This is a genomic window from Variovorax sp. efr-133-TYG-130, from assembly GCF_030208835.1.
GTDB lineage: Bacteria > Pseudomonadota > Gammaproteobacteria > Burkholderiales > Burkholderiaceae_C > Variovorax.
In genome coordinates this window covers 105032-123828 of sequence record NZ_JARVTD010000018.1, presented here as the reverse complement: position 1 = coordinate 123828, position 18797 = coordinate 105032, and the positions used below count along the sequence as shown (strand labels likewise).

21 protein-coding genes are annotated in these 18797 nt (G+C 67.8%); 11 read left to right on the top strand and 10 right to left on the bottom strand.

Annotated features, from left to right (window positions below; translation table 11 throughout):
- Positions 1-94 precede the first annotated feature (94 nt).
- The 5 genes from QRN67_RS18365 to QRN67_RS18345 are packed head-to-tail and all read right to left on the bottom strand — an operon-like array spanning position 95 to position 5769.
- Positions 95-1135: a branched-chain amino acid ABC transporter permease gene (locus QRN67_RS18365; protein WP_081269944.1), complete on the bottom strand. Its 1041-nt coding sequence runs from the start codon at positions 1133-1135 to the stop codon at positions 95-97.
- 31 nt (positions 1136-1166) lie between these two features.
- Positions 1167-2303 (bottom strand): ABC transporter substrate-binding protein, encoded by a 1137-nt coding sequence (locus QRN67_RS18360; protein WP_081269943.1) that lies wholly within the window; start codon positions 2301-2303, stop codon positions 1167-1169.
- A 56-nt stretch (positions 2304-2359) separates the two neighbouring features.
- Positions 2360-3124 carry an SDR family NAD(P)-dependent oxidoreductase gene (locus QRN67_RS18355; RefSeq protein WP_081269942.1) on the bottom strand — a complete coding sequence of 255 codons (765 nt, stop codon included), beginning with the start codon at positions 3122-3124 and terminating at the stop codon, positions 2360-2362.
- 21 nt (positions 3125-3145) lie between these two features.
- Positions 3146-4999: a feruloyl-CoA synthase gene (locus tag QRN67_RS18350; protein ID WP_285413001.1), complete on the bottom strand. Its 1854-nt coding sequence runs from the start codon at positions 4997-4999 to the stop codon at positions 3146-3148.
- Complete coding sequence (locus tag QRN67_RS18345) at positions 4996-5769, bottom strand: crotonase/enoyl-CoA hydratase family protein (protein WP_081269940.1); 774 nt, start codon at positions 5767-5769, stop codon at positions 4996-4998. The genes QRN67_RS18350 and QRN67_RS18345 overlap by 4 nt, the downstream gene beginning before the upstream one ends.
- A 106-nt stretch (positions 5770-5875) precedes the next feature.
- On the opposite strand from QRN67_RS18345, the gene QRN67_RS18340 reads away from it, so the two are divergent.
- Positions 5876-6742, top strand: a complete 867-nt coding sequence (locus tag QRN67_RS18340; protein WP_285412999.1) for an amidohydrolase family protein — start codon at positions 5876-5878, stop codon at positions 6740-6742.
- A 12-nt stretch (positions 6743-6754) separates the two neighbouring features.
- On the opposite strand, the gene kefC is transcribed toward QRN67_RS18340, so the two are convergent.
- Together kefC and kefF are read right to left on the bottom strand one after the other, a co-directional pair.
- Positions 6755-8620: a glutathione-regulated potassium-efflux system protein KefC gene (gene kefC, locus QRN67_RS18335; protein WP_285412998.1), complete on the bottom strand. Its 1866-nt coding sequence runs from the start codon at positions 8618-8620 to the stop codon at positions 6755-6757.
- A complete protein-coding gene (gene kefF, locus QRN67_RS18330) occupies positions 8620-9345 on the bottom strand; it encodes a glutathione-regulated potassium-efflux system oxidoreductase KefF (protein WP_285412997.1) in 726 nt (241 codons plus the stop codon). Before kefF ends, kefC begins: the two co-directional genes overlap by 1 nt.
- Before the next feature lie 92 nt (positions 9346-9437).
- Between kefF and QRN67_RS18325 the strand changes: the two genes are divergently transcribed.
- Both QRN67_RS18325 and QRN67_RS18320 read left to right on the top strand, forming a co-directional pair.
- The gene (locus QRN67_RS18325) at positions 9438-10058 is read left to right on the top strand and encodes a nucleotide-binding protein (protein WP_285412995.1); all 621 of its coding nucleotides are present in this window, start codon (positions 9438-9440) and stop codon (positions 10056-10058) included.
- A 72-nt stretch (positions 10059-10130) separates the two neighbouring features.
- A complete protein-coding gene (locus QRN67_RS18320; protein ID WP_081269935.1) occupies positions 10131-10601 on the top strand; it encodes a MaoC family dehydratase in 471 nt (156 codons plus the stop codon).
- A gap of 16 nt (positions 10602-10617) precedes the next feature.
- On the opposite strand, the gene QRN67_RS18315 is transcribed toward QRN67_RS18320, so the two are convergent.
- The 3 genes from QRN67_RS18315 to QRN67_RS18305 all read right to left on the bottom strand — a co-directional run bounded on the left by QRN67_RS18315 (position 10618) and on the right by QRN67_RS18305 (position 12265).
- Positions 10618-10911: a DUF4148 domain-containing protein gene (locus QRN67_RS18315; RefSeq protein WP_081269934.1), complete on the bottom strand. Its 294-nt coding sequence runs from the start codon at positions 10909-10911 to the stop codon at positions 10618-10620.
- Between the two features lie 135 nt (positions 10912-11046).
- On the bottom strand, positions 11047-11508 hold the full coding sequence (gene trmL, locus QRN67_RS18310; protein ID WP_081269933.1) for a tRNA (uridine(34)/cytosine(34)/5-carboxymethylaminomethyluridine(34)-2'-O)-methyltransferase TrmL: 462 nt from the start codon (positions 11506-11508) through the stop codon (positions 11047-11049).
- 31 nt (positions 11509-11539) lie between these two features.
- Positions 11540-12265: a ComF family protein gene (locus QRN67_RS18305; RefSeq protein ID WP_285412994.1), complete on the bottom strand. Its 726-nt coding sequence runs from the start codon at positions 12263-12265 to the stop codon at positions 11540-11542.
- A 22-nt stretch (positions 12266-12287) separates the two neighbouring features.
- Between QRN67_RS18305 and QRN67_RS18300 the strand changes: the two genes are divergently transcribed.
- From QRN67_RS18300 to QRN67_RS18265, 8 genes are all read left to right on the top strand, one after another.
- Positions 12288-13202, top strand: coding sequence for a class I SAM-dependent methyltransferase (locus tag QRN67_RS18300; RefSeq protein WP_285412993.1), 915 nt, complete (start codon positions 12288-12290; stop codon positions 13200-13202).
- Positions 13203-13435: 233 nt separating this feature from the next.
- Positions 13436-13912, top strand: coding sequence for a DUF2244 domain-containing protein (locus QRN67_RS18295; protein WP_081269930.1), 477 nt, complete (start codon positions 13436-13438; stop codon positions 13910-13912).
- A gap of 60 nt (positions 13913-13972) precedes the next feature.
- Positions 13973-15151, top strand: a complete 1179-nt coding sequence (gene coxB / locus QRN67_RS18290; RefSeq protein ID WP_081269929.1) for a cytochrome c oxidase subunit II — start codon at positions 13973-13975, stop codon at positions 15149-15151.
- Between the two features lie 43 nt (positions 15152-15194).
- Entirely contained in the window at positions 15195-16835 is a 1641-nt protein-coding gene (ctaD, locus tag QRN67_RS18285) for a cytochrome c oxidase subunit I (RefSeq protein ID WP_106936886.1), read from the top strand.
- A 31-nt stretch (positions 16836-16866) separates the two neighbouring features.
- Positions 16867-16980 carry a cytochrome oxidase small assembly protein gene (locus QRN67_RS18280; protein ID WP_216639236.1) on the top strand — a complete coding sequence of 38 codons (114 nt, stop codon included), beginning with the start codon at positions 16867-16869 and terminating at the stop codon, positions 16978-16980.
- Positions 16981-17009: 29 nt separating this feature from the next.
- Complete coding sequence (locus tag QRN67_RS18275; protein WP_106936887.1) at positions 17010-17636, top strand: cytochrome c oxidase assembly protein; 627 nt, start codon at positions 17010-17012, stop codon at positions 17634-17636.
- Positions 17633-17860, top strand: coding sequence for a DUF2970 domain-containing protein (locus tag QRN67_RS18270; protein ID WP_285412989.1), 228 nt, complete (start codon positions 17633-17635; stop codon positions 17858-17860). The genes QRN67_RS18275 and QRN67_RS18270 overlap by 4 nt, the downstream gene beginning before the upstream one ends.
- Before the next feature lie 52 nt (positions 17861-17912).
- Positions 17913-18794: a cytochrome c oxidase subunit 3 gene (locus tag QRN67_RS18265; RefSeq protein WP_081269925.1), complete on the top strand. Its 882-nt coding sequence runs from the start codon at positions 17913-17915 to the stop codon at positions 18792-18794.
- The last annotated feature ends 3 nt before the right edge of the window (positions 18795-18797 follow it).

Here is an 18797-nt window from a genome sequence, read left to right as displayed (position 1 = left end):
GCAGGCCGGGGGACATTCGCGGAGCAAGGTACCCCGTCGGCGTGAGCGCGCCCTGCATGACACATGGAGCGACAAACATGAGAAGGGATGTTCATCAGTGCTCCTCGTCCGAATGCCCGCTGCGCAAAGAACGCCACAGCAGCACCGGCAGGATGATGGTGAACACGATCACCTCTTTGAACGAACTGGCCCAGAAAGAGCCGAAGGCCTCGATCACGCCCACCGCCAGCGCACCGATCAGCGCGCCCGGATAGCTCGCCAGGCCCGCGATCACGCCGGCGACGAAGCCCTTCAGGCCGATGAGGAAGCCCGAGTCGTAGAACACCGTGGTCGTCGGCCCGATCAGGAGCCCCGACAACGCACCGATCAGCGCCGCCATCGCGAACGTGAGCTGCCCCGCCGCCTGCGTCGAGATGCCCATCAGCCGCGCGCCGAGCCGGTTCACCGCCGTCGCGCGCAGCGCCTTGCCATACAGGCTGCGCTCGAAGAAAAGCCACAGCAGCACGATCAGCGCCGCCGACACGCCGAAGATGATCAGCGCCTGCCCGCTCACGTTCAGCGGCCCCAGCGCCATGCGCTCGTCCCAGAACGGCGGGTTGCGGAAGCCCTCGGCGCCGAAGAACAGCAGGCCCAGCCCCGTCATCGCGAAATGCACGCCCACCGAGACGATCAGCAGCACCAGCGAACTCGCGCCCGCCAGCGATTGGTAAGCCACCCGGTACACCAGCGGCCCGAAAGCCGTGACGATGAACACCGTGAGCAGCGCCTGCACGCCGATGGGCAGGTTGCGCGGGCCGGCCCAGGCCGACACCGCGCAGACCACGGCCGGCAGCGCGAAGGTGCGCAGCGCTGCTTTCAGCCCGGCCGCCGCGCTGCCGCTGTGGCGCCAGACGCTCACCAGGTCCATCAGCGCGGCGACGCCGGCCAGAATCAGCAGCAGCCACACCGTGCCCGGCGTCTTGCCGGTCTGGAAGATCGCCAGCGTCAGCGCGCCGTACGCCACGAATTCGCCCTGCGGGATGAAGATGACGCGGGTCACCGTGAAGACGAGCACGATGCCCATGCCCAGCAGGGCATAGATCGCGCCATTGGTGAGTCCGTCCAGCGTCAGGATGCTGGCGATCGAGAGATCCATGGCGTGTGTGTGGTGCGGCTGGAGAAAGGGTTTACTGCTCGACCTTGAACGCGCCGTTCACCACCTTGAGCATCACGCCGGTCTCGGTCGTGTAGCCCCAGTGGTCCTGCGCCGTCCAGTTGAGCACGCCGTGCGCGAGCACCGTGCGGCCCATGCCTTCGAGCGCGTCGCGCAGCGCGGCGCGGAACTCCGGCGTGCCGGGCTTGGCCTTCTTGAGCGCGACCGGAACGGCCTTCTCGAGCACCGTGAGCGCGTCGGCCGCGTGGCCGGCGAACTGGTTGCGCGACCCGGGGCCGTAGGCTTTCTCGTAGCCCTGCACGAAGGCCACGGCTGCCGCCTTCGACGGATGGCTGTCTGGCAGCTGCTCGGCCACCGTGGCGGGGCCCGACACCACGAAGGTGCCTTCGGCGTCCTTGCCGGCGGTGCGCATCAGGTCTTGCGTGGCGGCGGCGTGCGTCTGGTAGACCTTGCCCTTGTAGCCGCGCTCCATCACCGCCTTCTGCGGCATGCCCGCGCCGCTGCCCGAGGCCACGATCAGGATCGCGTCCGGGTTTGCCGAGGTGAGCTTGAGCACCTGGCCGGTCACGCTGGTGTCGGCACGCGCGAAGCGCTCGGTGGCGACGATCTTGATGCCGTTCTTGGCGGCTTCGGCGGTCAGCGCCTTGAGCCACAGTTCGCCGTAGGCGTCGGTGTAGCCGAGGAAGCCGACCGTCTTCACGTTCTGCTTCTTCATGTGCGCGACCACCGCATAGGCCATCACGTCGTTCGACTGCGGCAGGCGGAAGAACCACTTGTCCTTGCCCGGCGGCAGGCCGGCCGGCGCGGTCGACAGCTGCGGCGTGCCCGACTCGGCGGTCACGTCGGCCATGGGAATGGCCACCGGCGTGGCGCTGGAGCCGATGATGATGTCGGCCTTGTCTTCGGTGACCAGGCGCTGCGCGTCCTTCACGCCCGTGGTCGGGTCGGTCGCGTCGTCGAGCACCACCACCTTGAGCGTTTCGCCCGCGATGGTCTTGGGCCAGATCGCGATGCCGTTCTTCACCGGGATGCCCAGGCCCGAAGCGGGGCCGGTCAGCGGCTGCACCACGCCGATGGTGATGTCGGCATGGGCGAAGCCCGCTGCCATGAGCGCCAGCACGGCGGCGAGAGTGGTCTTCCTGAAGGTCATTGATGTCTCCTGAATACGTTGCGGGGCGGGAACTCGGGTACGCGAAAGGGTGCGGCTCAGCGCGGCGCCATGCGCAGCGCGCCGTCGAGGCGGATCACCTCGCCGTTGAGGTGGCCGTTGGTGACGACGTGGCATGCCAGCTCGGCGAATTCCGATGGCTTGCCCAGGCGCGGCGGAAACGGGATGGACGCGGCCAGCGACTGCTGCACCGGCTCGGGCAGCTCCAGCAGCAGCGGCGTGGCAAAGAGGCCCGGCGCCACGGTGCACACGCGGATGGCGTGCTGCGCCAGGTCGCGCGCCATCGGCAGCGTCATGCCGACGAGCCCGCCCTTGGAGGCGCTGTAGGCCTGCTGGCCGACCTGGCCGTCGAAGGCCGCCACCGATGCGGTGAAGAGCATCACGCCCTTCTCGCCGTTGTCGAGCGCCGGCAGCTTCGCGCAGCGCGCCGCGAACAGGCGCGCCATGTTGTAGCCGCCGATCAGGTTGATGTTGACCACGCGCACGAAGTCTTCAAGCGGCGCGGGGTTGCCGTCCTTGCCGACGATGCGCTTGGCGCTGCCGATGCCGGCCACGTTCATCAGGGTGCGCGCGGTGCCGTGCGCGGCCTCGGCCTTGTCCAGCGCGGCGTTCACGCTGTCGGTGTCGGTGATGTCGCAGACGCAGGCGACGCCGCCGATCTCGGCGGCCACCTTCTCGGCCAGTGCGGCATTGCGGTCGAGCACGGCGACCTTGGCGCCCAGGCGCGCGAGTTCGCGTGCGGTGGCTTCGCCAAGGCCCGATGCGCCGCCGGTGACGAGGGCGGCTTGTCCTTCGATCTTCATTCTTGTGTCTCCTGGATGGGGTTAGCGGGGCTTGAGGGTGAAGGGCAGGGTGCCGTCGTGCATCGCGTCGGCCAGCGCGGCGCGGTGCTTGAGCACCGAGCGCTGGTTGATGGAGCCCTTGTCGGTCACTTCGCCCTTGTCGATGGACGGCGGCTCGGCCATCAGGTGCAGCCGCGCGATGCGGTTGGCGCTGCCGGTGGCGCTCGCGGCCAGCGTGTCGACCACCTGCTGGAAGTGCGCCTGCACCGGCGCGCTTTCGAGCACCTGCTGCATCGTGGCGTCGGCGGGCAGGCCCGCGAGCTGCCGCACCTTCTGCGTCGGGAAGATCAGCGCGCCCACTTCCTTCAGGTTGATGCCGGTCAGCACCGCGTCCTGCACATAGGGCGCGCCGGCCGCGATGATCTTCGCGCGCATGGGGCCCACGCTCACGAAGGTGCCGGTGGCGAGCTTGAAGTCTTCCGCGATGCGGCCGTCGAAGCGCAGGCCGCGGTGGATGTTGCCGTCGTCGATCCACTTGACCGCATCGCCGGTGGAGAAGAAGCCTTCTTCGTCGAAAGCCTCGGCCGTGGCCTCGGGCGCGCGCCAGTAGCCGGGCGTGATGTTGGGGCCGCGGTAGCGCACTTCGGTCTTGCCGTCGACCTCGATCAGCTTGAGCTCGATGCCCGGCGCGGGCAGGCCGACGTCGCCCGACTTCACGTCGGGCCCGGTCACGTACAGCGCGAAGGGGCCCGATTCGGTCATGCCCAGGCCGGTGCCCATGACGATGCGCTCGCCCACTTCAGACTCCTGCGTCTTGTGCAGGCTGTCCCACACGGGCTGCGACAGCGCGGCGCCCGAGTAGAAGAACATCTTCACGCGCGACAGCAGGTTGCGGCGCAGCACCGCATCGGTTTCCATCGCGTGCGCGATGGCTTCGAAGCCGGTGGGCACGTTGAAGTAGATGGTGGGCGCGATCTCGCGCAGGTTGCGCAGCGTCTCGGCCATGCCGGCGGGCGTGGGCTTGCCGTCGTCGACGTAGAGCGTGCCGCCGTTGTCCAGCACGATGCCCACGTTGTGGTTGCCGCCGAAGGTGTGGTTCCAGGGCAGCCAGTCGACCAGTACCGGCGGCTCGTCGCCCAGCGCGGGAATCGACTGGCGCAGCTGCTGCTGGTTGGCGCACCACATGCGGTGCGTGTTGATGACGGCCTTGGGCATCTTGGTGGAGCCCGAGGTGAAGAGGAACTTGGTGATGGTGTCGGGGCCGGTCGCGCGCATCGCTTCGTCGATGGCGGGCGTGGCGGGCGTCGAGGCCAGTGCGTCGAGCGAAGTGGCGGCGCGGCCTTCGAGCTCGCCTTCCGCAATGACGACTTCGGTCCCGGCGGGGACGACCGCCGCGATGGCGCGGCCGTAGCGTGCCGCATCGGTGGCGAACACGAGGCCCGGCGTCAGCGTGTCGAACACGTGGCGCAGCTTCTCGAAGTCCTGGCTCACGAGCGAGTAGGGCGGCGACACGGGGCAGTAGGGCACGCCGGCATAGAGGCAGCCGAGCGCGAGCAGCGCATGCTCGATGCCGTTCTCGCTGAGGATCGCCACGGGCCGCTCGGCGCTCAGGCCGCGATTCAACAGGGCTTGTCCGATACCGCGGGCCTTCTGCAGCGCCTCGGCGTAGCTCACGCGGATCCAGTCGCCGGTGCTGCCGTCGGCCAGCCGTTCGCGGCGGGCGATGAAGGTGCGATCGGGCGTGGCCTCGGCCCAGTGCGCGAGGCGGTCGGTCATGCGCTCGCGGTAGCTTTCGAGCCGCGTCTCGGCGGTGAGGTACTGCGTGCCAGGCGCTCCTTCGCGCAGCACGGCGCGGGTCACGCCGAAGGCCAGCGGGCGGTATCGGATGGCGGTCATGTCTTGCTCACCTTCGCGCCCCGGCCTTCGAGGAAATCGCGCACGCGTTCCTTGGCTTCGGGGGCGGCCTGGGCGATGCCGGCCATGAGCGCTTCGGTGAAGAAGCCGTGGTCGGCCGACTGCTCGGCGATGCGCGGCAGCGCATGCATGAGCGCGTAGTTGGTCAGCGGCGCGTTGGTGGCCACGCGCTTGGCGAGCTCGAAGGCCTTGTCGAAGGCCGTGCCTTCGTCGACCAGGTACTGCGCGAAGTTGGCGCGCTCGCCGTCCTCGGCGTTGTAGACGCGGCCGGTCATCATCATGTCGGTCATGCGGGCCACGCCGATCAGCTTGGGGATGCGCACCGAGCCGCCGCCGCCCACGAAGATGCCGCGCGAGCCTTCGGGCAGCGCGTAGAAGGTGCTGCGGTCGGCCACGCGGATGTGGCAGGCGCTGGCCAGCTCGAGCCCGCCGCCGACCACCGCGCCGTGCAGCGCGGCGATCACCGGCACTGGGCCGTGCTGGATCAGGTCGAGCGCTGCGTGCCACATGCGCGAGTGCTGCATGCCCTGGCCGGCGTCGCGCTCCTTCAGTTCGCTGAGGTCGAGGCCGGCGCAGAAGTGCGGGCCTTCGCCGTCGATCACCGCGGCGCGCACGGTGGAGGGCAGCTTCTCGAAAGTGTCGCGCAGTGCGAGGATCAGGCCGTCCGACAGCGCGTTGCGCTTGGAGCCGCGCGTCAGGCGGACGATGGCGACTTCGTCGCGGATGTCGAGTTGGAGGTCTGGATTGGTCATGGGAAGGTGTTCGGGGTTGCGTTGGATTATGGTTATGAGAAATAATCAATTCAAGGCATTCGAGCCTGCCCGAAGCTAGGGACTTACCCGCACTGGAGACAAACACATGGACTACGAGAACCTCGTTGCGATCGATATCCACACGCACGCCGAAGTGAGCTGCTGGAACCCGTTCGACAACTACGGCGAGGAATACGACCGCGCCGCCGACAAGTACTTCGGCTCCAGCGGCCGGCCCACCATCGCGGAGAGCGTGGCGTACTACCGTGAACGCAAGATCGGGCTGGTGATGTTCATGGTCGACGCGGAGTCGAACATGGGCCGCCGGCGCATTCCGAACGAAGAGATCGCCGAGGCCGCGAAGAACAACAGCGACATCATGATCGCCTTCGGGAGCGTCGATCCGCACAAGGGAAAGATGGGCGCGCGCGAGGCGCGCAGGCTCATCGAGGAGCACGGCGTGAAGGGCTTCAAGTTCCACCCGACGGTGCAGGGCTACCACCCCTACGACAAGATGGCCTGGCCCATCTACGAAGTGATTGCCGAATACGGCCTGCCGGCCATCTTCCACACCGGCCACAGCGGCATCGGCTCGGGCATGCGCTGCGGCGGCGGCCTGCGGCTGGAGTACAGCAACCCGATGCACCTGGACGACGTGGCCATCGACTTCCCCGACATGCAGATCGTCATGGCGCACCCCAGCTTTCCCTGGCAGGACGAGGCGCTGAGCGTGGCCACGCACAAGCCCAACGTGTGGATCGACCTGTCCGGCTGGAGCCCCAAGTACTTTCCGAAGCAACTGGTGCAGTACGCCAACACCCTGCTGAAAGACCGCATCCTGTTCGGCAGCGACTATCCGCTGATCACGCCCGACCGCTGGATGCGCGACTTCGAGAACGCCGGCTTCAAGCCCGAGGTGATGCCCGGCATCCTCAAGGGCAACGCGGTCAGGCTGCTGAAGCTGGGCGCCTGAGGGGCCTCGCCGCTACGCGTCCGCCTCTTCCTTCGCTGCGGCTTCCTCCGCGTCGAGCCGGTCCCAGTCGCGTCCCGAGCGGCGCTGCCGCTCCTCGCGCTCGCGCGCCATCTGTTCCTCGAACTGCTGGCGGCCGGCCTTGTTGGCGGCGATCAGCTTGGCGCGGTCCTTGTAGTGGGGATAGATCTCGTCGCTGAGCTTGATGTTCCGCTGGCGGAAGCGCATGGTCGACTCGCGCGCCTCGTGCGCCGGCCATCCCAGCGCTTCGAGCGTGGCGCGGGCGCTGCGCAGAGAAGACTCGAACACCTCGCGCTCCACATCCGTCACGCCGCGGTCGCGCAGCTGGAACAGGTGCGTCACGTTGCGGGCCCGCGCGATGATGCGCGCCTGCGGGAAGTTCTCCTTCACCAGATCGACGATTTCCAGCGATTGCTCGATGTCGTCCACCGCCACCACGATGGCCTTGGCCGTGCCGGCGCCCGCGGTGCGCAGCAGGTCGAGCCGCGTGGCGTCGCCGTAGAACACGCGAAAGCCGAACTGGCGCAGGCCTTCGACGGTGTCGGCGTCGTGGTCGAGCACGGTCACGCGCAGGCCCTGCGACATCAGCATGCGCCCGACGATCTGGCCGTAGCGGCCGAAGCCGCAGATCAGCACCTTGGCGTCCTGCTGCTCGGAGATTTCCTCGAGCTGCGGGCCGTGGTTGCGGCTGTAGCGCGGCAGCACGAACTTGTCGAGCAGCACCAGCAGCAGCGGCGACAGCAGCATCGACAGCGCGACCGCGCCGATCAGCAGCGACGTGATCTCCGGCGGCAGCACGTCGGGGCCCGCGGCCTGGAACACCACGAACGCGAATTCGCCGCCCTGCGCTAGCAGCAGCGTGAACACCGGCCGCTCCTGGTAGGCGATGCCCATCGCCTTGGCCAGCGCATAGATCACCGCCAGCTTGACGACCATGAAGCCGACCACCAGCGCCGCCATGATCCAGGGGCTCGCAATGAGCACGCCGAAGTTGATCGACATGCCCACGGCAATGAAGAACAGGCCCAGCAGCAGGCCCTTGAAGGGCTCGATGTCGGTCTCCAGCTCGCGCCGGTATTCGCTCTCGGCCAGCAGCACGCCGGCCAGGAAGGCGCCCAGCGCCATCGACAGGCCCACCAGCTGCATCAGCGCAGCGATGGCCACCACCAGCAGCAGCGCGGCGGCGGTGAAGATCTCGGGCGTGTCGCTGCGCGCGATCCAGCGCAGCACCGGGCGCAGCAGCAGCCGGCCGCCGAGGATGATGCCGCCGATCACGCCGATGATCTTCGCGGCTTCCAGCGCGCGGTCGAGCCCGCTGATCGACTGCTCGGCGGCGGTGGCGCCGGCCAGCAGCGGCAGCAGTGCGAGGATGGGAATGGCCGCCACGTCCTGGAACAGCAGGATCGAGAAGCCGGCCTGTCCGCTCGGCGTCTTCAGCAGGTTGCGCTCGCCGAACACCTGCAGCGCGATCGCGGTGGACGACAGCGCCAGGCCCAGCGAGGCCACCAGCGCCACGCGCCATTCCGCGCCCACCGCACAGCCCGCGGCGAAGAGCACCGCGGCGCAGCTGACCACCTGCGCGGTGCCCCAGCCGAAGATCGGGCGGCGCAGGTTCCACAGGCGCTTGGGCTCGAGCTCGAGGCCCACCAGGAACAGCATCAGCACCACGCCGAACTCGGCGAAGTGCAGCACGTCCTGGACGCTGGACACCAGCCCCAGCCCCCAGGGCCCGATGGCGATGCCGGCCACCAGGTAGCCGATGATGGAGCCGAGGCCCAGGGCCTTCGACAGCGGCACCACCAGCACGGCGGCGCTCAGGTAGATCAGGCTGCTGGTCAGCCAGGCGGGTGCGTGTTCCATCAGGGTGCCTTGCTTGCGGAAGCCGTGGCCAGCCCGTGGGTCATGGCGCTGTGGAAGGCGTTGGACACGGCCTTGTCGATGTCGTCCGGATCGGCCGGGCGATCGGCTTCGGGCACCGGGCAGGCGATGCAGGCGTCGATTTCCTCGATCTCGGGCCAGTCGGGGTAGCTGCCCAGGCGCTGGGCGAAGGTCTGGACGTGCGCGGCCACCTCGGCCTCGGGGGCGCTGCGCGCGCCGTGGAAGATCAGCGGCGGCAGGAAGCGCATGCCGCACAGCGCGGCGGTCTGTTCGTAGGGCGGCAGGAAGGCGTCGAAGAAGTAGCGGTGGTAGCTCTGCGGGTGGTAGCTGGCCTCCGGGCTGCCGGTGGTGACCGCCAGCCAGAGGTCTTTTCCCTGCAGCGCCGTGCCGCCGGGGCCGTAGGCCCAGCCGTAGGCGAGCACGTCGTCGAGCCACAGCTTCTGCAGCGCGGGCATGGAATACCACTGGATCGGGTGCAGCAGCACCACCAGGCTGGCCTTGGCGAGCCGGGCCTGCTCTTCCTCGACGTCGATGGAGAAGTCGGGGTAGCTGCCGTAGAGGTCGTTCACCTCGACGCCCGGCACGGCGCGGGCGGCGGCCAGCATGCGGCGGTTGACGCGTGAATCGCGCCAGTGCGGGTGCGCCGCCAGCACGTAGATGCCGCCAGGACCGGCGGCGGTGGTTCCCATGGATGTTGTTGTCGTCATGCCGAGAACATATCTCAGTCGGGGCCGGCGCGTCGGGCAAAAACGCGCCAGCGACTACCATTCCGGCTGTCCCAGTTCTGGAGGAGTGCCTTATGCCGGTGGTTCTGGTCGCCAATCCCAAGGGCGGGGTCGGCAAGTCGACGATCGCGACGAACGTCGCGGGCTATTTCGCAAGCCGCGGCCATGCCGTGATGCTGGGCGACGTGGACCGCCAGCAGTCCTCCCGGCTGTGGCTGGGCCTGCGCCCGCCCCAGGCCCGCCCCATCGCCACCTGGGAAGCCACCGGAGACAGCACGGTGGTGAGGCCGCCGCGCGGCACCACGCACGCGGTGCTGGACACACCGGCCGGGCTGCACGGCTGGCGCTTCAAGGAAGTGCTGGCGCTGGCCGACCGCGTGATCGTGCCGCTGCAGCCGAGCATCTTCGACATCTACGCGACGCGCGACTTTCTCGACCGCCTCAAGGAACAGCGCCGCGCCGAAAAGACGCAGATCGGCCTCGTCGGCATGCGGGTGAACGCCCGCACGCTGGCCGCGGACCGGCTGCACGAGTTCATCGAGGGACTCGGCGTGCCGGTGATCGGCGAGCTGCGCGACACCCAGAACTACGTTCAGCTCGCAGCGCGCGGGCTCACGGTGTTCGACATCGCGCCGGGCCGCGTGCAGCGCGACCTGGAGCAATGGCAGCCGATCTGCGAATGGCTCGACGCCTGAAGGCGCCTCCCGGTTTTCCCTGAGCCCGGTTGTCGCGAGCCCGACAGCCCCCCGCCCGCCGTTGGCACCAGAATGCCCCGCATGACCAAAAAGACATTCCAGACTCTTCAGGATCTTTCCGCCTGCGTCGGCCAGGAAGTCGCAGTGAGCGACTGGATCACCATCACGCAGGAACAGGTCAACCAGTTCGCCGAGGCGACGGGCGACCACCAGTGGATCCATGTCGACGTGGAACGGGCCAAGGCCGGCCCCTTCGGCGCGCCGATCGCGCACGGTTTTCTCACGCTGTCGCTGCTGCCGCGATTCTTCGAGACGGCCATCGACGTGGTGGAGTCGCGAATGGGCGTGAACTACGGCATGAACCGGGTGCGCTTCATGTCGCCGGTGCCGGTGGGCAAGCGGCTGCGGGCGCGCATGAAGCTGCTGAGCTCGGAGCCCATTGCCGACGATGGTTTCCAGATGACCTGGGAAACCACCATCGAACTCGAAGGCGCGGCCAAGCCGGCCTGCGTGGCGGAGTCGGTCGCGCGGCGCTACCGCTGACCTTCTCCGGTTTTTCTTACATCCGGCGGTCGGTCACTTCGCCGTAGGTGGCGGCGCCCTGGCGCGTGATGCTCAGCGCGCTCTGGCGTACCGCGCCGCGGTCGGTGCTGCCGTCGCGGGCCTGGAGTGCGCCGGTGCCGCCATTCGTGACCCTGAACGGCTGGCGCGCGTCGGCCTGCACCTGTGCGCGCGACATCGTCGACTGGAAGGGGGCGGGCGGCAGCGGGTTCTGTTCACCCTGGAAGGCTTGGGCGCTGCCGGCGAAAGCCAGCGTGGCGAAGACGGCAAGGGCGATCGGCTTGGTGTTCATTGCAAGACTCCTCTGTAACGGGGTTGATGGATCGGATGCCGAACGCTTTGCGGCCGGCATGCTTTCCATACGGCCGTCATGCCCGATCGGATGCGCTTCCGCCTTGCCTGGAGCCCGCGACTTTGTTTCTTTGTGTCACCCGAAGCCGTTTTGCCGCCAGGCTTCGAACACGGTGACGGCTACCGCGTTCGAAAGATTCAGGCTGCGCTGCCCTTCGCGCATCGGCAGCCGCAGCCGCTGGGCCTCGGCGAAGCCGTCGCGCACGGCAGGCGGCAAGCCGCTGGTCTCCGAGCCGAAGACCAGCCAGTCGCCGGGCTGGAAGCGCACGTCATGCACGGCCCGCGTGCCGCGGGTGGTGAGGGCGAACATCCGGTCGGCCGGCGGCAGCTCGGTGGCGAGCAGGGCCTGCCAGTCGGCGTGGCGCTTGACTTCGGCGTACTCGTGATAGTCGAGCCCGGCGCGGCGCAGCAGGCGGTCGTCCATCGAGAAGCCGAGCGGCTCGACCAGGTGCAGCGTGCAGCCGGTGTTGGCGGCGAGCCGGATGACGTTGCCGGTGTTCGGCGGAATCTCGGGGTGGACCAGGACGATATGGAACATGCGCCGATTGTCGGCGCCCCAGGCGCGGGGCTCAGCGCGGCGGGTCGGTGCGGGCCAGCACCACCGCCGTGATGTGGGCAGCACCCGCCAGCCGCAGCGCTTCGGCAGCCGTGAACAGCGACGCGCCGCTGGTCATCACGTCGTCGACCAGCACGATGCGCCGGCCGCTGACTTTTTCCGCGCGCAGCGGCTCCACGGCGAAGGCGCCGCGCAGGTTGAGCAGGCGCTCGGCGCGCGCGAGGCCGCTCTGGGCCGGCGTCTCGCGGGTGCGCAGCAGCAGGCTCGCGTCGGTCTTGCCTGCGCACAGGCGCCGCGCGAGTTCATGTGCCTGGTTGAAACCGCGCTCGCGCAACCGGCCGGGCGCCAGCGGCATCGGCAGCACCAGGTCGCATTGCTCCAGCGCCGGCTCGACCCATGGCGCGCTGCGCATCAGCGTGGCGAACGGGGCGGCCCAGCCGGCCTCGCCGCGGAACTTGAAGGCGGCGATGGCGTCCGGCCACGGCCAGGCGTAGGTGCAGGCGGCAAGGCAGGCATCGAGCGGCGGCGGATGCGCAACGCAGTCGCCGCAGCGGGTCACGCCCTCGGGCAACGGCAGTGCGCAGCCGCCGCAGCGTGCCGCCGGCGGGGCGAAGCGGGCCACGCAGGCGTCGCACACCGGGCGCGACGGCCATGCGCGGCAGACCGCGCACTGGCTCGGCAGCCGCCCGAGCAGGGCGGTGAAAGGACGGAAAGGCCTCAGGGCGTGCTGGCTGGACATCGCTCAATATACTCACTGCCCCATGGCCACCGACCCCTCACGACGACCGCCGACCATCGATGCCACGGCGGCAGCCCGCTGGCGTCGCCTTGCGCCTGCCGACGGCTCCCCCTGGCTCCATGAGGAAATCGGCCGCCGCATGGAAGACCGGCTGCAATGGATCAAGGCCCAGCCCCGCACCTGGGCCGACTGGGCACCGCTGCGCGGCGGCCTCGAGGCCCACGAGCTGGTCGCCCGCCGCTACAAGGACGCCGCGTCCTTCGTCATCGAGCCCGAGCCCGCGCTCGCCGCCGCCACCGGCCAGGCGCTGGCAGCGCCGTGGTGGAGCGCGCGCCGCTGGCAGGGCGGCAAGGCACGTTTCGACGCGCCGCCCGAAGACGGCGTCGACCTGCTCTGGGCCAACATGTCGCTGCACATGGCGGCCGACCCGGAGGCACTCATCGCGCATTGGCACAAGCTGGTCGCCACCGACGGCTTCCTGATGTTCTCGTGTCTCGGCCCCGACACCGTGCGCGAACTGCGCGCGCTGCATGCCCGCCTCGGCTGGCCGGCCGCGGGCCACGAGTACACCGACATGCACGACTGGGGCGACATGCTTGTCCACGCCGGCTTCGCCGAGCCCGTGATGGACATGGAGCGCATCGTGCTGACCTGGGCCACGCCCGAGGCGGCGCTGGCCGAGCTGCGCACGCTGGGCCGCAACCTGCACCCGGCGCGCTTTCCGGCGCTGCGCGGCAAGGCCTGGCACCAGTCGCTGAAGAAGGCGCTGCCCGAGCTGGCGCCTGCCGAAGAGGGTGGCGGGCGCATCGCGCTGACCTTCGAGGTCATCTACGGCCATGCGTTCAAGCCCGCGCCGCGGGTGTCGCTGTCGGCCGAAAGCGCGGTGTCGCTGCGCGAGATGCGATCGATGCTGCAACGGGGTCGCCCGGGCGCCTGATCGCCGGCCGGCCGGTGGCCGGAACGCATGGCGCAGAGGCCGTTTCTTGCCTACTAGTAGTGACCCGTAGGCGTCCCACAGGGCACTCTGGCGCAGGTATCTACCCGCTACAATCCGCCGTTGCGTGGAACTCGCGGGTATTGTCCCGCGATCGAGGGGTGTCGGATCCTGTTTGTACGAGGGGGTACCAGGGGTCGGGCGACCGTCGACGCACCGATTTGCTGAACTCGCCCGTGTCGAATTCCGTGTTTCGATTTGCCACCGTTTCAGGCCAGAGCATCCACTGGTTCCTGAAGCGGAACTGCTCGGTGACGCCGAGCCAGCTGGGCTGGCTCTACGCTTCGCTGTGCGTGGTATCGCTCGGCATCGGCACCCTGTTCTGGCTGCACGGTGCGCCGCTGGTTCTGCCTTTCGCCTGGCTCGAACTGGCCGCTGTCGGATTCGCGTTCATGGTCTACGCGCGGCACGCGACCGATGGCGAAAAGATCGCGCTGCAGGAGGGACGCCTCGTCGTCGAGCTCGAGAACGGCGGGCACTACGAGCGCACGGAATTTCTTCCGCACCAGGTGCGGGTCGAACCCCAGGCCGGCGATCGCTCGCTGATCGAGGTCTCGGGGCAGGGTCGATCGGTCAGGGTGGGGCGCTATGTACGCCCGGAGTTGCGTGCGGCGTTGGCCCGCGAGATTCGCATGGCGTTGCGTGGCGCCTGAGGGGGCTCGCGCAATGCTGCACGGTTGGGTTTGTCGAAAAATTGAAGAAACGTGAACACGATGAAGAGCATTTGGCGCAATAAGTACAGGCCGGCGAATCTGTTGCTGGCGGCCGGCGCGGCTTTCAGCAGCGCGGCGCACGCAATCAACGATCTGCCCGGCGGCCCCTCGGTGCGCCAGTTGAATCTTCCGGTCGGCGTGACCAAGATCGCGCAGGAGCAGCACCTGCTCCACACGATCATGATGATCCTCTGCACGGTCATCTTCGTGGGCGTGTTCGCGGTCATGTTCTATTCCATCTGGAAGCACCGCAAGTCGGTGGGCCACAAGGCCGCCAACTTCCATGAGTCGGTGGTGGTCGAGGTCATCTGGACCATCGTGCCCTTCCTCATCGTGATCGTCATGGCGCTGCCCGCCACCAAGGTGCTGGTGGCCCAGAAGGACACCACCAATGCCGACCTCACGATCAAGACCACCGGCTACCAGTGGAAGTGGGGCTACGACTACCTGAACGGCGAAGGCGAGGGCCTGGCCTTCATCTCCACGCTCGACAGCTCGCAGCGCGCCATGTCCGACGCCGGCGCCAAGGGCGCGATGCCCGACGACTACCTGCTGAAGGTCGACTACCCGCTGGTGGTGCCGGTCAACAAGAAGATCCGCATCATCACCACCGCCAACGACGTGATCCACGCCTTCGCGGTGCCGCAGCTGGGCCTCAAGCAGGACGCCATTCCGGGCTTCGTGCGCGACACCTGGTTCCGCGCCGAGACCATCGGCACCTACTACGGCCAGTGCCAGGAACTGTGCGGCAAGGAACACGCCTTCATGCCGATCCAGGTGAAGGTGGTCTCGGCCGCCGACTACACCGCCTGGGTGGCCGACCAGCGCAAGATCGCCGCCGCCAAGCTCGACGACCCGACCAAGGTCTGGACGCTGCCCGACATGATGGTTCGCGGCGAGAAGGTCTACGCCGCCAACTGCGCTGCCTGCCACCAGGCCAACGGCAAGGGCGCGGGCCCGATCAAGGCGCTCGACGGCGACCCGAAGGTGCTCGACGCCGACCACACGGTGCAACTGCACGTGCTGCTCAACGGCCAGAACAACGGCGCCATGCCGTCCTGGAAGCAGCTGAGCGACACCGACCTCGCGGCCGTGGCCACGTACACCAAGAACAGCTGGTCGAACAAGACGGGCCAGCTGGTGCAGCCGGCCGAAGTGCTCGCCCTGCGCGGCAAGTGATGCGACAGCGTCCCGCGACGAAGAAATTGCAAGGAACAACGAAATGAGTGCAGTCCTCGACCCCCACGGTCACGCAGTCCCCGGCGGCCACGCGCACGACGAGCATCACGACCACCACGCGCCCACCGGCTGGCGCCGCTGGGTGTTCGCGACCAACCACAAGGACATCGGCACGCTCTACCTGCTGTTCAGCTTCACGATGCTGATGGTGGGCGGCGTGCTCGCGCTGCTGATCCGCGCCGAGCTGTTCCAGCCCGGCCTGCAGCTGGTGAACCCCGAGCTGTTCAACCAGTTCACCACCATGCACGGCCTGATCATGGTGTTCGGCGCCATCATGCCGGCCTTCGTGGGCTTCGCGAACTGGATGATCCCGCTGCAGGTGGGCGCCTCCGACATGGCCTTCGCGCGCATGAACAACTTCAGCTTCTGGCTGCTGATCCCGGCGGCGCTGATGCTGGTGGGTTCGTTCTTCATGCCAGGCGGCGCACCCGCCGCGGGCTGGACGCTCTACGCGCCGCTCACGCTGCAGATGGGCCCCTCGATGGACGCCGGCATCTTCGCGATGCACATCATGGGCGCCTCGTCGATCATGGGTTCGATCAACATCATCGTCACCATCCTCAACATGCGCGCCCCCGGCATGACGCTGATGAAGATGCCGATGTTCTGCTGGACCTGGCTCATCACCGCCTACCTGCTGATCGCCGTGATGCCCGTGCTCGCCGGCGCCATCACGATGACGCTGACCGACCGCCACTTCGGCACCAGCTTCTTCAACCCCGCCGGCGGCGGCGACCCGGTGATGTACCAGCACATCTTCTGGTTCTTCGGCCACCCCGAGGTCTACATCATGATCCTGCCGGCCTTCGGCATCATCAGCCAGGTGGTGCCGGCATTCGCCCGCAAGAAGCTCTTCGGCTATGCCTCGATGGTGTATGCCACCTCGTCGATCGCCATCCTGTCGTTCATCGTGTGGGCACACCACATGTTCACGACCGGCATGCCGCTGACCGGCCAGCTGTTCTTCATGTACGCGACCATGCTGATCGCGGTGCCCACGGCCGTGAAGATCTTCAACTGGATCGCCACCATGTGGCAGGGCTCGATGACCTTCGAGACGCCCATGCTGTTCGCGGTCGGTTTCATCTTCGTGTTCACCATGGGCGGCTTCACCGGCCTGATCCTGGCCGTCGCACCCATCGACACGCAGCTGCAAGATACCTACTACGTGGTGGCCCACTTCCACTACGTGCTGGTGGCCGGCTCGCTGTTCGCCATGTTCTCGGGCTTCTACTACTGGGTGCCCAAGTGGACCGGCGTCATGTACAACGAGACGCGCGGCAAGGTGCACTTCTGGTGGTCGCTGATCTCGTTCAACGTGACCTTCTTCCCGATGCACTTCCTGGGCCTGGCCGGCATGCCGCGACGCTACGCCGACTACCCGATGCAGTTCGCCGACTTCAACGCGGTGGCTTCGGTCGGTGCGTTCTTCTTCGGCTTCGCGCAGGTGTACTTCTTCCTGTTCGTCGTGTTCCCGACCATGCGCGGCAAGGGCGAGAAGGCTGCGCAGAAGCCGTGGGAAGGCGCGGAGGGCCTCGAGTGGGAAGTGCCGTCGCCGGCACCGTTCCACACCTTCGAGAACCCGCCCAAGCTCGACGCGACCGCCACCAAGGTGATCGGTTGACCGGCTTCGCAGCAGCAACAGCCAGCACGCGATGACACCCGAGCAGAAACGCAACAACCGGCGCATGGGGCTCACGCTGGCCTCCATCGCCGTGGTGTTCTTCATCGGCTTCATCGTGCGCATGGTCTGGTTCGGCGCGCGCTGAGCCGCCGGCCACCGAACGGGAGCACCAGCATGAGCATCGGTCAACGCATCCGCCGCGCCAACGTCCGCATGGTCGGCAAGCTGGCCGTCGTGGCCTGCGGCATGTTCGCCTTCGGCTATGCGCTGGTGCCGATGTACCGCGCTATCTGCGAGATGACCGGCATCAACATCCTCGCGCTCTCCGAACTGGAGGTGCCCGGTGGTGCCAGCGGCGGCAAGAAGGTGCGCGTGCCCGACAACACGCAAGTCGACATGACCCGCACCATCACGGTCGAGTTCGATTCCAACGTGCGCGGCGGCCTCTGGGACTTCAAGCCCGCGGAGCGGACCATCCAGGTGCATCCCGGCCAGCTCAACACGGTGATGTACGAGTTCCAGAACGTGCAGAACCGCCGCATGGCCGCGCAGGCCATTCCTAGCTATGCGCCGCAGCAGGCAGCGCCCTACTTCAACAAGCTCGAGTGCTTCTGCTTCAACCAGTACACGCTCGATCCGGGCGAGAAGAAGCAGTGGCCGGTCGCCTTCGTGATCGACCCCAAGATTTCCAAGGACGTGAAGACCATCACGCTGTCGTACACCTTCTTCGAGGTGGGCGGCAAGACGCCCGCGGCACCGGTCGCCGCCGTTTCGAATGCCCCGAATGAGCCGCGCTCGTGAGCACGCCGCCCGAACGGCCGAAAGCTTCGAAGGCTTCGAAGGCTTCGCTGTGGGACACGGTGAAGGCCGTGGGGTGGTCGTTCTTCGGCGTTCGCAAGAACAGCGCCTACCAGGAAGACCTGCGCAAGCTGAACCCGCTGCACATCATTGCGGTGGCGTTCGTGGCCGTGATCGTCTTCGTGGTCGCGCTGGTGCTGCTGGTGCGCCACGTGGCCGCGGCCTGAACGAGCAGAATCCATTGAATCGAGAGAAGAAAGAAAGCCAGGAGCAGCTGATATGAGTTCAACCACCCACGGCGCCACGCCCTACTACTTCGTGCCCGGACCGTCGTCCTATCCGGTCTCGGCCGCGATCGGTTTGTTCTTCGTGATCCTGGGCGCCGCGCAGTGGATCAACGGCCATGCGTGGGGCGCCTGGTCGCTCCTGGCGGGCATGCTGGTCTGGCTGGGCACGCTGTTCGTCTGGTTCCGCGCCGCCATCGGCGAGAGCGAGAGCGGGCAGTACGGCCACAAGGTGGACCTGTCGTTCCGCTGGAGCATGAGCTGGTTCATCTTCTCCGAAGTGATGTTCTTCGGCGCCTTCTTCACCGCGCTGTGGTGGGCCCGCACCCATGCGCTGCCGACGCTCGGCAGCCTGGACAACGCGATCCTCTGGCCCGACTTCAAGGCCGTGTGGCCCAGCATGGCCGCCGGCGCCACCGGCTCGCCGGCCGGCATCGTCGAGCCCTTCCAGACCGTCGGCCCGTTCTGGCTGCCCACGATCAACACCGCGCTGCTGCTGAGCTCGGGCGTGACCCTCACCATCGCCCACCATGCGCTGCGCGCCGGCCACCGCGCGCAGACCATCCGCTTCATGTGGATGACCGTGCTGCTCGGCCTGATCTTCCTGGGCGTGCAGGGCTACGAGTACCACCACCTGTACACCGAGCTGAACCTCAAGCTCAGCTCCGGCACCTACGGTTCGACCTTCTTCATGCTGACCGGCTTCCACGGCCTGCACGTGTTCATCGGCATGCTGATGCTGCTGTTCATCACGCTGCGGCTGCAGAAGGGGCACTTCACGCCGGAGCGCCACTTCGGCTTCGAAGGCGCGGCCTGGTATTGGCACTTCGTGGACGTCGTCTGGCTCGGTCTCTACATGCTGGTCTACTGGCTTTGAGCG

Coding starts and splice junctions, on each gene's coding strand:
- QRN67_RS18365 (WP_081269944.1), bottom strand. CDS start 1,135: ATGGATCTCTCGATCGCCAGCATCCTGACGCTGGACGGACTCACCAAT.
- QRN67_RS18360 (WP_081269943.1), bottom strand. CDS start 2,303: ATGACCTTCAGGAAGACCACTCTCGCCGCCGTGCTGGCGCTCATGGCA.
- QRN67_RS18355 (WP_081269942.1), bottom strand. CDS start 3,124: ATGAAGATCGAAGGACAAGCCGCCCTCGTCACCGGCGGCGCATCGGGC.
- QRN67_RS18350 (WP_285413001.1), bottom strand. CDS start 4,999: ATGACCGCCATCCGATACCGCCCGCTGGCCTTCGGCGTGACCCGCGCC.
- QRN67_RS18345 (WP_081269940.1), bottom strand. CDS start 5,769: ATGACCAATCCAGACCTCCAACTCGACATCCGCGACGAAGTCGCCATC.
- QRN67_RS18340 (WP_285412999.1), top strand. CDS start 5,876: ATGGACTACGAGAACCTCGTTGCGATCGATATCCACACGCACGCCGAA.
- kefC (WP_285412998.1), bottom strand. CDS start 8,620: ATGGAACACGCACCCGCCTGGCTGACCAGCAGCCTGATCTACCTGAGC.
- kefF (WP_285412997.1), bottom strand. CDS start 9,345: ATGACGACAACAACATCCATGGGAACCACCGCCGCCGGTCCTGGCGGC.
- QRN67_RS18325 (WP_285412995.1), top strand. CDS start 9,438: ATGCCGGTGGTTCTGGTCGCCAATCCCAAGGGCGGGGTCGGCAAGTCG.
- QRN67_RS18320 (WP_081269935.1), top strand. CDS start 10,131: ATGCCCCGCATGACCAAAAAGACATTCCAGACTCTTCAGGATCTTTCC.
- QRN67_RS18315 (WP_081269934.1), bottom strand. CDS start 10,911: ATGAACACCAAGCCGATCGCCCTTGCCGTCTTCGCCACGCTGGCTTTC.
- trmL (WP_081269933.1), bottom strand. CDS start 11,508: ATGTTCCATATCGTCCTGGTCCACCCCGAGATTCCGCCGAACACCGGC.
- QRN67_RS18305 (WP_285412994.1), bottom strand. CDS start 12,265: ATGTCCAGCCAGCACGCCCTGAGGCCTTTCCGTCCTTTCACCGCCCTG.
- QRN67_RS18300 (WP_285412993.1), top strand. CDS start 12,288: ATGGCCACCGACCCCTCACGACGACCGCCGACCATCGATGCCACGGCG.
- coxB (WP_081269929.1), top strand. CDS start 13,973: ATGAAGAGCATTTGGCGCAATAAGTACAGGCCGGCGAATCTGTTGCTG.
- ctaD (WP_106936886.1), top strand. CDS start 15,195: ATGAGTGCAGTCCTCGACCCCCACGGTCACGCAGTCCCCGGCGGCCAC.
- QRN67_RS18280 (WP_216639236.1), top strand. CDS start 16,867: ATGACACCCGAGCAGAAACGCAACAACCGGCGCATGGGGCTCACGCTG.
- QRN67_RS18275 (WP_106936887.1), top strand. CDS start 17,010: ATGAGCATCGGTCAACGCATCCGCCGCGCCAACGTCCGCATGGTCGGC.
- QRN67_RS18265 (WP_081269925.1), top strand. CDS start 17,913: ATGAGTTCAACCACCCACGGCGCCACGCCCTACTACTTCGTGCCCGGA.